Here is a 13,034-nt window from a genome sequence, read left to right on the forward strand (position 1 = left end):
ACGGCGTTGCAGACCATCATGCGGGTGCTGGCGTGCGCATTCCCGGTCGGGGTGCCTTCAGCCAATCAAATGAGGAGAGCCATTTATGGGCGTTGTGAAGGGTGCAGGGATGGACCTCGGCCATGTGCCTGATCCGCGCCTGCTGCAAATCGCGGCCACATTCTCCGAGTTGGGCGCCTGGCGTCAGGACTGTGGCGTTGCGGGGGTGCTTCATGCCTGCGGCACGAGCTATCAAATCCTGCGCGCGCCACCGGACAGCCTGCACACCCTTGCTGACTGCTGGGCGCTTTTGCAGGACGCTGACCGGGATAGCGTCATCGCCGCCCAGGCGCGCTGCGAGTTTCAGGGCCTGGCCTATGCCCTGGACCTGCGATTAAAACAGCGGGCTACCGTGCCTTTGTGGGTTCGCGTGCAGGCCGAGCCGGTGCTGGATGAGCAAGGGCGTGTCACCGCCACCCAAGGCGTGTTTCGCGATATCAGTGCGGCCAAGCTGGCTGAGGCCTCGCTGCAAGAAAGCGAGATGCGCTTTCGCGCCCTGATTGAAGGGGTGGAGCGCGTTTCGGTGCAAGGTTATGACAGCCAGCGCCGGGTGATTTTCTGGAACAAGGCCAGTGAGCGGCTTTATGGCTTCAGCGCCGAGGAGGCGATCGGGAAAAAGCTGGAGGATTTGATCATCCCGCCCGAGATGCGTGAGCTGGTGATCGCCGGCACGCAGCAATGGTTGCAGTCCGGCGTGGTGTCGGTGCCGGCCGAGGAGCTGGTTTTGCGCCACAAGAACGGCTCGCCGGTGCCGGTGTTTTCCAGCCATTCCATGCAGCGCAGCGGCAGCGGCGAAGCCTTGCTGTACTGCGTGGATGTGGATTTGAGTGAGCGGGTGCAGGCTGAGGCGGTGCGCCATCAGCTGGAATTGCGCCTGCGTGAAGCTCAAAAGCTGGAGGCCTTGGGCACCATGGCCGGCGGCATTGCGCACGACTTCAACAATGTGCTGGGCGCCATTCTGGCCAATGTCAGCCTGGCCAGCGCCTTGCTGGCCGAGGATCACCCGGCACGCCAGCCGCTGCGCCTGATCAGCCGCGGCGGTGAGCGCGCCCGCAGCATGGTGCAGAAGATGTTGGCCTTCAGCCGCCACGCGCCGCACAGCCTGGAAGTTATTCCTCTGGCCGAGCAGGTCAAGGACAACCTGGCGCTGCTGCAAGCCAGCCTGCCGCCACGGGTGAGCCTGCGCATCATCGAGGCGGACGAGTCCTTGCGAGTCGAGGCCGATGCCAGCGAGCTGCAGCAGGTTTTGTTCAACCTCTGCACCAATGCCTGGCAGGCGCTGCCGGTCCAGGGCGGCAAGATTGAAGTCGGCCTGCGCGCCTGCCACTTGCCCGAGGACCGTCCCGAGCTGGATTTGCCGGCCGGCGACTATGCCCATCTTTTCGTGCGTGATGACGGCAGCGGCATGAGTGAGGAGACCCGCGCGCGCATCTTCGAGCCCTTTTTTACCACCAAGCCGGTGGAGCAGGGCACGGGCTTGGGTTTGTCGGTGGTGCATGGCATCGTGCGCAGCCATCGCGGCGCCGTGGCGCTGGAGAGCCAGCTCGGCGTGGGCAGCTGCTTCAGCGTCTATCTGCCCAGTTACACCGGCGCGGCGGTGCAGGCGCCATCGCCCGGGACCCAAGCTCATGGCCCTGCGGCGGTGCCGGCTCAAATTGCCGTGCGCCCGCAGGTTTTGTACGTGGATGACGACGAGGTGATGCGCCTGACCGTCGAAGGCCTGCTGCTGCGGGCCGGCTACCGGGTGCTTTTGTGCGCCTCGGTGGACGAGGCGCTGGCCAGCCTGGCGGAACATGGCCAGGACATCGCCGTCGTGGTGAGCGACTACAACATGCCCGGGCGTGATGGCCTGGGCCTCGCTAAGGCGATGCAGAGCAGCCACCCGCAGCTGCCGCTGTTTCTATCTACCGGCTATGTCAGTGAGCATCTGCAGCAGCAGGTGCAGGCGATGGGGCTGGCGCGGCTGATCAAGAAAGAGCATTTGCTCGATGAGCTGATCCCCAGCATTACGCAGTTATTGGCCGGTGGCAGCGCGCCGCGCAGCTGGTGAGTGCCGACGCCCGGCCACTCCCGAGAATCCAGGCCAAGCAGCCCAAGCCGCCCCGGCTGACCGACAATGCGCGGCATTGAGAGTCGCCAAGGAGTGTTGGGATTGAACGAAGTGTTACGCCGCCGCAAGTCATGGCTGGACGGCTTCATGGCCTACGACTGGCCAGCGCAATTGAGCGAGGCCGAGGTGCGCGAGCACATCATGCTGCTCGACCAACGCCTCTACGAATTGTGGGACCTGGGCCAGAACCTGGTTTACGGCTGGGCGCCCAGCGCGAAGGGTTTGCGCCTGCTGCTGGCCCCGCACCCGATGTTGACCGAGTTCGTACAGGCGGCGCAAGCCGCCAATGATGAGGCTGAGGGCGAGCGCCGCAGCCGCTTGCTCGACGAGGTGCTGGCCCAACCCGGCCAGCTGCCCGACGCCCAGTTAGACGCCCTGGCGGCCGAATTCGGTATCGCGCCCCAGCATGTGGATCTGCCCTTTGAGCCCAAGCTGGGCCTGGGTCTGGAGTTGGTGGCAGCCATCGTGGCGCGCTACAGCATCCGGCTGGTGGAAGATCGCGCCGTGATTTTGCTCGACACGGTGGGCTTCTCCCTGCTCAAGCCGCTGCAGCAAGTGGTGCAGCTGGGCAGCTTGTCTTGCTCGGTCAATGCGGCTTACGCCAAGCTGCTGGATCGCGAGATCAATATCAATTTCGCCCGCACCACCACCGGCGACGGCTTCTACATCTGGAACCGCATGCGCGGCATCGAAGCCAATGTGGAGCTCTACCAGCTGCTGCAATTCATCCTGGCCGATAACGCCCTGGCGCGTGAGCGGGCCTTGCGGCCGGAGTCGGTGCCGCGCCTGCGCGCCGCTTTCCATGTCGGTTCGCACTATGAGTTCTATCAGTCCGAAGGCCTGAACCCGACCTCCTTCAGCTATTTGGTGGGCCAGGTCACGATCGAGCTGGCGCGCATGTTGGACCGCGCCTTGCCTGGCCAGATCTTGGTGGGCAAATTCAGCACCCTGATGCACGACAGCCAGGGCGGCAATAGCCAGCGCATCGACAGCAAAGACTTTGTGGAGCGTGCCCGCTCTCCGCTCAAGCAACTCGACGGCCTGGCCTTGGGTGGCTCGGAAATCGATGAAATCGCCTGCTACCTGACCGGGCGGCGCGATGAAGAGAGTCAGTTCGACATCAGCGAATTCGCCATCCGCGACAAGCATGGCCTGGAGCACCGGGTCTACAACGCCAAGATCAATATCCACCGCCGCCAGGGTGAATCCATCTACCTGGGCTTGCGTGAAGAGGATCTGGCGGACTTCGGCACTCCCCTAGAAAGGTAGTAATTCCTTTTTTCCATCCCCAAGCGGTACGATACGGCCCAGAACGTTGGCCGAAGAGCCGCGAGTAATCAAAAAAAGGGTTGGCGCAAGACCGTCTTTCGCAACAGGCCATTGGCTTGCTGGGCGAAGGCGGTGTTCCTCAGCCCGAAAAAATGAGAACAGGGGCATGAGCGAGCAGTCCGATTTAGCGCCGGCACTGAGGGCATCCGGTCACAGGCGCAACCTGACCATCTTGTTTGCTGATTTGTCGGAATCGACACGGCTGGCGGGAGCCATGGAGGCCGAAGACTATGCCTTGATGTTGGCCGAGTTGCGCGGCCTCTACCAAGGCCTGGTGGCCAAACACGGCGGCACGGTGGTGCGCATCCAGGGTGACGGCATGCTGGCCATTTTTGGCCACCCGCAGCCGGATGAGGAAGCCGGCCGCCACGCCACCATGGCAGCCCTGGAGTTGCACGCGGCGGTGCGCGAAATGCGCCCGGCCTCGGGCCAGCCCTGCTGGCCGCACAGGCAAGTCCTGACCCTGCATTCCGGCATTCATGCCGGCATGGTGCTGATGGAAGCCGGCGACGAGGTGCGTGGCAAGTTCGAGCTGCTGGGCAATGTGCCCAATATCGCGGCGCGCCTGTGTGAGTCCGCCGGCCCCGATGAGATCCTGGTCAGCGAAGCCAGCCTGGGCCTGCAATGCCATTACTTCCAGACCGATGAGCGCCGGCCCTTGCTGGTCAAGGGGCGCGCGACGCCTTTGTCGGTCTACCGCATCTTCGGCACCTCGGCCATCAAGCGTCGCTTTGAGGCCAGCCAGTTACGCGGCCTCAGCCCCTTCGTCGGGCGTGGCGCCGAGCTGAACCTGCTGGAGCAGGCCTTGGCCGCCGCCAGCCGCGGCCGGCCGCGCTGGATCAATGTGCAGGCCGAGCCGGGCCTGGGCAAGACTCGCCTGACCGAAGAGTTTTTGTATCGTTCTGCCGATGAGGATTGCCAGATCCACCGCGGCTATTGCGAAAGCCATTTGAGCGCCGAGCCCTTGCAGCCCTATCTGCAGATGCTGCGCAGCCAACGCGCCTTGGGCAGCCATAAAGCGGCCGACATCATGCAGTTACCGGTCAAGGCGCGCGCCGAGGCCATACTGACTTACTTCCTGGAACTGGCGCAGCAACTGCCGCAGCTGATCTTCATCGACGACCTGCATTGGGCCGACGATGCCAGCATTGCCCTCTTGCACCGCTTGCGCGCCACGGCCGCGCAAGCGCAGCTGCCGCTGATGTTGCTGACCGCCAGCCGGCCGCAGGCGCAATGTGGGCTGAACGCGGTTCCCGACTTGCTCAGCGGCGCTCCCGAGCCTTGGCACGACCCGGTGCAGGTGCATGAGTTGCAGCCCTTCAGTGCCCAAGAGGCGCAAGCCGCCACGGCCCAGCTGCTGCCGCGGGTGGACCCGTTCTGGGCCGTCGAGATTCAGCGTCATGCCGGCGGCAACCCGCTCTTCATCGAAGAGCTGTGCCATGCCCTGGCGCATGAGGGCGGCGCGGAAGATGCCTTGCGAAATTTCGGCGCCTTTGTGTCGCAGGTGTCGCCGGCGGGTGCGATGGCGGCTAACCCCTTGGGGAATGGCAGTGCCTGGCTGTCGGCCCTGGTTGAGTCGCGCATGGCGCGCTTGGCGGCCGATGAGGCCGAGTTGCTGCGGGTGACCGCCGTGATCGGCAATGTGATTCCCAGCTGGCTGCTGCAGCGCTTGACCGGCTGCGATGAGTCGCACCCGGCGGTGCGTAATCTCGCGGCGCAGGATTTTGTTTTTCCGGCGCAGCGTCCGGGCTATTTGCGTTTCAAGCACGGCATGGCCCGCGATGTGGTCTATGAGGCCATCGGCATGCAGGCCCGCCAAACCCTGCACCGCCGCATCCTGACCGAGCTGCACGAGCGTATGGCCCAGCCGGGCCATGCGCCGGTGCATGAGCTGCTGGCCTATCACAGCCGCGCCGCCCGCCAGTGGGAAGCCGCCGCCCAGCATGCCGAACAAGCGGGTGACCAGGCGCTGGCCGGTTCCGCCCTGGACCGCGCCAAGCAGCAGTACCGCGCGGTGCTGGAGGCGCTGGAGCATTTGCCGCCCAGCGACGAGATTGCCCTGCGCTGGATCTCCATCGCCCAGCGCTTCGGCATGGCGTGCGTGTTTGACGCCTCGGCGGCCGACCTGCGGGTCTTGAAGCATGCGGCCAAGCTGGCGCAAATTAGCGGCAAGCAGGATCTGATCGCCCGCGCCGAGTATTGGCTGGGTTATGTGCACTACGCGCTCGGCCAGGCGCATGTGGGTGCCCAGCATTGTGAGCAGGGCCTAGCCGCTGCACAGCAAGGCACGGACGAAGGCCTGGTGGCCCAGTTGCGCGGCGTGCTGGGCCAGATCCGCGCGGCGGCGGGCCAGTATGAGCCGGCCCTGGCGCTGCTGGGCCAGGCGATTGCGTACCAACGTCCGCGTCATCGCCCCGGGCGGGTCAATGTGGGCCTTGCCTACTCCTTGGCCGTGCAGGCCTATGTGCTGGGCGACCAAGGCCATTTCTCGGAGGCCCACAGTGTTTTTGAGGAAGCGCTGACCGATGTGCGCGGCAGCAACCATGCGGTGGAAGCCTCCATCCAGGGTTGGCGCGCCGCTGTGCTGCTGTGGCAAGGGCGTTGGGATGAAGCCCAGGTCTGCGCGGCGGAAGCGCACCGCATTGGCACCCAGGTGCGCAGCCTGTTCACCTGTGCGATGGGCCATGCGGCGCAGGCCTACGCGGCCTGGAAGAGCACACGCTCGGTGGCTGCCAGCCAGGTCTTGCTGAATGCCACGCATTGGCTGGCGCCACGCGGCGGTGGTTTGTTCAATTCCTTCAACCACGGCTGGTTGGCCGAAATCATGGCCGAGCAGGGGCAGGTCGAGGCGGCCCGCCATCACATCGCCGTTGCGCTCAACCGCGCCCGCCGCAATGATTTGATCGGTGTGGCCATGGCTTACCGGGTCGCCGCACGGCTGGCGGCCGCTGATGCGGTGGCGGCGACTGATGCAAGCCAGGCCGCAGCAGCCGCCGCGCGCGTGGATCACTATTTGACGCGCGCCTTCGGCGTGGCCGAGCGGCGCGGCTCGGCCCATGAGCGCGCCGTGACGCTCCTGTGCGCGGCCGAGCTGGCCCCCGCGCTGGGGCGCAGCGGCGGGCCTGAGCTCGATCAGGCCGAGCCCTTGTTCGCCCGCATGGGCATGGACTGGCATTTGGCCGAAGTGACGCGGCTGCGCGCCGCCGCGGCCTGAAGGCCCGCAGCGCGCTCGCTTAAACCTGCACGCCCAGCACCGTGGGCGAGCCGGTGAAGCGCAGCGTGCCGGCCTCCAGCACGGCGGCGGCTACGCCCATCATCACGCCCATGGCCATGGCATAGCCGGGGCAGGCGTGCAGCGGCGCGGGCTTGACGGCGTCGCGGCGGTCGCCGCCAAACATCGTGTAATGCTCGCGCGGGTTTTGCTGCGTGGCCGAGGCAATGCCCACGATCAGCGTTTCGCCCTGCTGCACCTCCACCAGTCCTAACTGATGGGCTTTGCGGGCTGTGCGCCAAACCATATTCGGCACCGGCCGCCCCACCATGGTGGCCAGCAGGGTGGGCCGCAGGGCCGATACGGCGCGGCTGTAAAGCTGGGCCGGCGGCGTGGTGGCGGGCGCGACGGGCCAGTCCTGCTGCACATCCCAGAGCTTTTTGCTCATCACCCACGCGCCCAGGCAGGCCAGAGTGTTGCCATGCACGGTGGGCGGGAAGCCCAGCATGATGCCGGTGAGGGTTCGCGGGATGATGTCGGGGTCTTGCTGGCTCAGCGGCGCCAGGGCTTCGGCAATCGCCTGGCTCAAGGGCGGCAGCTTGGCGCCGGGCGTTTGCGCGGCCAGCCATTGGCGCACGGCGGCCTGCAAGGCCTGACCCTTTTTGCTGGCTGTCTTCTCCACCACCGGGCTGGGGTGGGGGCCGAACACATAGCGAGACACGGCGATGAAGTCGCGCGGGCAGCGCGGCGCGGGTGTGTCGCTGGCGGCATGCCATTCGGTGCCCCACATCAGGCGCTGGTCGGGCAGGCCGAACCATTGCTGGCACAGGGCGGCCAGCACATGTTCGGACAGCTGCTCCACGTCCAGCAAGGCTTCTTTGAGTTGCAGCTGGCGGGCGCCGCCCAAGGTCTGCTTGATCACCTCGTTAGCCTTTGCACGCGCGGCACCGAAAGCACTGGCTTCGTCGATGCGCTCGATGGCGGCGTTGATCAGGGGCGCCTGCTCGCGGTGGCCGCTGTCTTCGTCCATGCCGAGGTAGCCGCGCCCTACCGATTGCGCCATGCGGCTGCCGTAGCCGCTGACCGAGTAGCGCGAATCCACGTCGCGGAACACATCGCAGACCCGCGCGGCCTCGCCCACCAGCACGCCGTAGGCGGTACGCAAAACGCCGCCCGGCTGGCTGCGCACATAGGCCCAGGCGGCGTCGCGGCTATTGCTGTCTTCCAGCCATTCCTGCCAGGCTTTGGCGTCGGCCACATCGGGGGCGCGAGCCGGCACGGCAATCGGCGTGGGGAAGGCCGGCAGCTCCACCAGCATGGGCAGCTGGCGCAGGGCGGTGATGGCGGGCACGAAGAAGTAAGCGCCCCATTGCAGCTCCACCAACGGTTGCTCGCCCAGATTGAGGCTCAGTGCGCGGCCCTCATGCTCAAAGCGGAACACCCGCGGCGTGGTGCTGGGCAGGCGCTCAGCGGCAGCGGTCTTGGGCACGGCCACGCCCAAAAAGGGGTCGGACTGGCCGGCATAGCCGCCGCTGCTATTGCCGCCGGAGATCCAGCGCTGCACGGTCTCGAACTGCTCGGCCAAGCTGGCGTTATAGGCCATGAAGATCAGGCCGCGTTCGTCCTTGTCCATGTCGGCCGGGGCCTGGCCCGGCTGCAGCGGCGGGCCGTAGGACATGCCGCGGCGCAGCATGCGTGGCACCGGTGTGGCCAGGGTTGGGTCGGTGCGCGGGTTGGCGCGGCGGATGTGGGCGTGGAAGGGGCAGGCCTTGCCTTGCGCGTCCTGGCTGTAATTGAAGTTATTGCCGGCGCCGATGGCGGGCGCAGCCAGGGGCACGCCGTCGGGCCAGCGGCCCATCATCTTGGCCAGCAAGGTCTTGCGGTCCAGGCCCAGTTCGGTGACTTGGCTGTCCAGGGTCTGCTGCAAGCGGCCGGGAAACTGGCGCAGCTTGCGCACCACCAAGAAAGTGCCTTTGTCCAGCAAGGCGTCGGCCTGCTCGGGCACGGCGTAGCGTTCGCGGTCGGTGCGATAGCCCAGCAGCAGCTCGCCGCGCTGCACCGCGTCTGACCAGGGCTGCGCTGGCGTCGGGCCGCTGGGCTCGCCCACCACCGGCTGGCTGATGCCGTCGACAAAGCCAAAGCTCTCCACCGTCTGCTTGGGCTTGCCGGGCGCGCTATTGCGACGCATGGCTTGCACCGACAGCACTTGCAAGCCGCTGCCTTGCTCCAGTTGTTGGATGGCGGCTTGGCGCGCCGCCTCGCTGACTTTGGCGCCATGGCGCAGCTGAATCAGCACATGCACCGCGTTCAGACCAACCCGGCCACTTTCGGCGTTAGCGCTTGCGGCAGGCCAGTTGCGCTGCGGCAGTTTCCAGTAGCGCGGGTGGTTGTGGCGCAGATCACCCAGCACGCCGGCGCGCGCTTCCATGCCTTCCACAAAGGGCTGGGGCATGCGCTCCAGCCGGCTGCTGCTGACGCCCAGCGCGCGCAGGCCGGCCAGGCTCAGCGCCACATTGCGGTAGATGCCGTCGGCCGGCTTGTTGCCCTTCACCGTGTCGTCCTCGTTGCTGGCCGGGAAGGCGGCCAGCCAGGCCACTGCCTGCGGCGCTTGCACCACGCGCAGCAAGACCATGGCGCCGCCGCTCAAGTCGGGGTAGGCCGTCAGCATGCCGCCTTGGATGTCGCTGGGCTGGTAGTCCAGCTGGCGGGTGCTGATCTCGGCCACGCGGGCGGGCTTTTCAAACCAGTCCAGCATGCGGTAGTAGGCGGCGCGCAGGGGGCTGCCCGGCGGGAACAGTTTGGCGGTGTCGAGTTGCACCAGCTCGAACAAGATGTCGCGGGCGGCGCGGATCAGGCATTGGCCGTCCGCCACGCTGGGGTCATCGCGCATGAAGTAGCGGTCCAGCGTGTACAGCGTGGCCAGGGCCGGCAGGGCGCGCACGGCCATGGCGGCGCGGGCGGGCAGGCCATCGGGCAAGGGCGCGGTTTCGCCGGGCACGGGCGTGCGTATGCGGGTGGCGGCCAGCGCCGCATCGGTCTCGGGGTGCTCGCGTTCCTGCCACTCCAGGGCGGCCAGATAGTCGTGGTCGGCGCTGCTGCGGCCGGATTCGAAGTAGAGGAAATCGCTGGCGATCTCATGCTCGCGCACCCAGTCTTTGTAGCGCTCGAAGCTGGTTTCCTTGGCCAGGCGATAGCCCTCGGCGTGGCACAGAATCAGGTCCAGCATGCTGCCGAGCTGGTCCCAGATCACCCGCATATAGGGCTCCCAGCCGCCGTCGAAGCAAACATTGAGCAGCAGCTTATGCGGCGTGCCGGGTGCGGCATCAGCCGGCGGGGCGATGATGGCCCAGCGGAAGGAGTGGACGATGTGGAAGCGGCTCACCACATCGGTGAACAAGCCCGGCGCATCGCTGGACTCGCGCGCCCCCAGGCGCAAGGCATTGAGCGACTTCAGCACCCGGCGCAGCCGGTCCACATAAGTGATGGTCTCGAAGGCGGTGACGAAGCCGGGCTTGATCGGCGTGATCAGCACCAGATCGGTGATGCCTTGCAGCTGGGTTTCGAAGGCTGGCTTGCTCATAGTGCTCCCTGATTTCTTGTATGTGGGCCTGGCGGACCGTGCGCACGATAGGCGGCTTGGCCGCTCTTGTCGTGGCAAATAATAGGGATTGAGTGTGTCAAGCGCTTCGGCTAGAAGAGGCAGGCCCGCGCTGCCCTGCGCCGTGCCAAGCCCTGTTCATGGCTGCCATTCATCGCCGCCCCACGCCGTTCACGCAGCCTATTTGCGCCTTCGTCTCGCGGCGCTGGTACGCGGCCCCGCCTTTGCCGACACTGTGTTCACTGTCAAAAATTGGCAGGCAACACCGAAAGGCCCTCGTCATGAAATCCCAACTCGCTTTGCGCACTTTGTTGACCGCTCTGATCGCAGTCGCCGCCGCGGCGCTGTTGGGGCTGAACCTGGCCGCCTTGTCTGAGCCGCCGCCGGCCGCCGCGCCCCGTGTGGTGCAGCTGGAACGTGTGGTGGTGGAGTCACCCCGCAGCACGCTGGCACCGCGCTCGGCTCAGGCCAGCAGCTTGCAGTCGGCTCCTCAAAGTTGATCTGCTGAGATGTGCGGCGGCCGCCCCTAGGCCGCTGCGCGCCTGATCCTGCCGCCTTGTAATATGGCCGCCCGCATGGCGGGACCGGACCGAGACAAGGCGATGAAAAAGAACAAAGCATTCAATATGGGCGCGCAAGCATGGAGCTTGGCGCTCTTGCTCTTTTTGGCGGCCTGCGGTGGTGGTGGTGGCGGTGCTGCCGGCAATGAGACGCCCACACCCACGCCACCGCCCGTCCCCGCGCTCAGCAGCCAATGTGAAGCTGGCTCGGTGGCTCGCTTGGCACTTGAGGCCGCACCGCTGGCCGGCCGCAACACCGAGTTGGCTCTGCTCGCCTGCGAGGGCGCCACGCTCAGCGCCCTGCAGTGGACGCAAACCGCCGGGCCTGCCCTGAATGCCATGTCCAGCCGCTCGCAGGCGCTCAGTGTCGAGCCCACGGCAGCGGGGGCTTATCAGTTTGAGCTGCGCTATGTCGATGCCAAAGGGCGCTCTTTTCAAGCGCCGGTGCAGTTCAACAGCAGCAGTGCGGCGGCTGCTACTCCGGCCCTGGTGGTGCGCGGTGAGCCCTCGGTGCTGGCTGGCGGGCAGACTTCGCTGCGCGCTTGGGCTCCCGGCTTCAGCGAGGCCGAATTGGCCGGCGCACAAGTGGCCTGGAGCCAGAGCGGCGACGCCAGTGCCACGCTGAGCGGCGCCGATGGCTGGCGCGTCATCATCAAAGCGCCAGCGGTGCAGCGCGACAGCAGCCTGAGCTTGAGCGTGCGGCTCACCCTGGCCGATGGCCGTACGGCCATGGGGCAGTTCAGCCTGCTGGTGCAAGCCGTGCCGGGTCTGCCGGCCGACCCTTTGTTCACCAGCAGCAATCCGGTCAGCCGCACCTACCCCTATCTGGCCCAAGGCCCTTATGCGGCGGCCTTGCGCGACTGTGTCTTCAGCCCTTACTTGAGCCGCAGCAATCCCAACAACACCTGCACCCTGGGCCAGTTGCCCAGCCTCGGCCAGACCAGCGGCGGGGCGGCGCCGACGGTGGAGCAGGTGATGCAGCGCGTCGTCGTCTCCAACGACTGGATGGCCGAGGTGTTCGAGCGCTTTTTGCGCGAGCAAGATGTCAACGGCGACTTCCGCCGCATGCTGGCGGCCGTCACCGCCGTGGTGATCGGCGGCCAGGTGCGGCCGGCTTTTTACTGGAGCACGACTGGCGCCATTTATCTGGACGCCAGCTATCTGTGGCTCACCCCCGCCCAGCGCGACAGCATCAGCGAAGCCGTTGACCCACGCTCCGCCAACGGCAGCACGCTGGCCTTCGCCACGCCCTGGCGTTATGTGCTGAATAACCAGCATGCCGTCACCAGCTATGCCATCAGCGCGCGCCAAAGCCGCAGCCTGAATGAGCTGCCTTATGACCTGGGGCGCTTGCTGTATCACGAGCTGACGCATGCCAATGACTTCCTGCCGCCCCGCGTGCATGCCAGCCTGGACAGCAGCAAACGGGTCTACCAGGCCAGCCCGGCCAACACCGCCTCGCAGCAGCTGGCGCAAACCTTGCCCTTCTTCTCGCAAGAGATGCAGGGCCTGGCCTCGGTGCTGTCCTTCGGCGCCACACCCACGCCGGTGCAAGACGCCTACCGCCCCGAGGACATCACCCGCTTCTTCAGCCAGGACCGGGTCAACGACGATTACAGCTATTCGGTACCCAGCGGCGCCAGCGTGCCGCGTGAGGACGCCGCCATGCTGGTGGAGGAGGGCATGATGCAGCTGCGCTACGGCGTGCTGCGTGACTTTGCTGTGACGAATCAGCTGCAGCCCGGCAGCAGCAGCGCCGATCTGGTGTTGAACTGGGGCCAGCGCGGGCGCATCGGCGAGCCCAGCATCCGGCCGCGCTTGCAACTGGTGCTGAACGATTTGCTGCCCTGGTTGCCGGCCAACTTCAGCGCCGGGCTGGCCGCACCGCTGGCCTTGCGGGCCGGGCAGACCTGGGGCGCCAATCTCGATCAGGCCGCGTTGGCAGCGGCGCGGGTCAAACCTTTGACGGCGCAGCAGCGCCTCAATGAGCAGGAGCAGACGACCCGCGTGCTGCGCGCCCGCTGAAGTGCGAGCAAGCCCTTGTTGCAGGCGCTTGATGCTGCCGAGACCAGGGGTTTTCCAGTAGCCGGAAGTGCGTTCATCCGGCTCTGCTGCAACTCAATCGCCTCTCCTGTCGCTTGATCGCCTGGGCCTGGAAAGCACCGCGCTCAAAGCCGAAACTGCATT

General features: G+C 66.3%; 6 protein-coding genes. 5 read left to right on the forward strand and 1 reads right to left on the reverse strand.

Going from position 1 to position 13,034, the window contains the following annotated elements:
- Positions 1-85 precede the first annotated feature (85 nt).
- The 3 genes from AABB87_RS01275 to AABB87_RS01285 all read left to right on the forward strand — a co-directional run bounded on the left by AABB87_RS01275 (position 86) and on the right by AABB87_RS01285 (position 6,692).
- Entirely contained in the window at positions 86-2,089 is a 2,004-nt protein-coding gene (locus tag AABB87_RS01275) for an ATP-binding protein (RefSeq protein WP_341969301.1), read from the forward strand.
- Between the two features lie 102 nt (positions 2,090-2,191).
- Positions 2,192-3,418 carry a hypothetical protein gene (locus tag AABB87_RS01280; RefSeq protein WP_341969302.1) on the forward strand — a complete coding sequence of 409 codons (1,227 nt, stop codon included), beginning with the start codon at positions 2,192-2,194 and terminating at the stop codon, positions 3,416-3,418.
- Between the two features lie 166 nt (positions 3,419-3,584).
- Positions 3,585-6,692, forward strand: a complete 3,108-nt coding sequence (locus AABB87_RS01285) for an ATP-binding protein (protein ID WP_341969304.1) — start codon at positions 3,585-3,587, stop codon at positions 6,690-6,692.
- 19 nt (positions 6,693-6,711) lie between these two features.
- Here the strand turns inward: AABB87_RS01285 and AABB87_RS01290 are convergent, their stop codons facing one another.
- Positions 6,712-10,269 (reverse strand): hypothetical protein, encoded by a 3,558-nt coding sequence (locus tag AABB87_RS01290; protein WP_341969305.1) that lies wholly within the window; start codon positions 10,267-10,269, stop codon positions 6,712-6,714.
- Positions 10,270-10,568: 299 nt separating this feature from the next.
- Here AABB87_RS01290 and AABB87_RS01295 point away from each other — a divergent pair, with 299 nt between their 5' ends.
- Positions 10,569-10,787: a hypothetical protein gene (locus AABB87_RS01295; RefSeq protein ID WP_341969306.1), complete on the forward strand. Its 219-nt coding sequence runs from the start codon at positions 10,569-10,571 to the stop codon at positions 10,785-10,787.
- Positions 10,788-10,889: 102 nt separating this feature from the next.
- Positions 10,890-12,872 carry a hypothetical protein gene (locus AABB87_RS01300; protein ID WP_341969307.1) on the forward strand — a complete coding sequence of 661 codons (1,983 nt, stop codon included), beginning with the start codon at positions 10,890-10,892 and terminating at the stop codon, positions 12,870-12,872.
- Positions 12,873-13,034 lie beyond the last annotated feature (162 nt).

Source organism: Roseateles sp. PN1, assembly GCF_038419725.1.
Classification (GTDB): Bacteria; Pseudomonadota; Gammaproteobacteria; order Burkholderiales; family Burkholderiaceae_C; genus Paucibacter_A.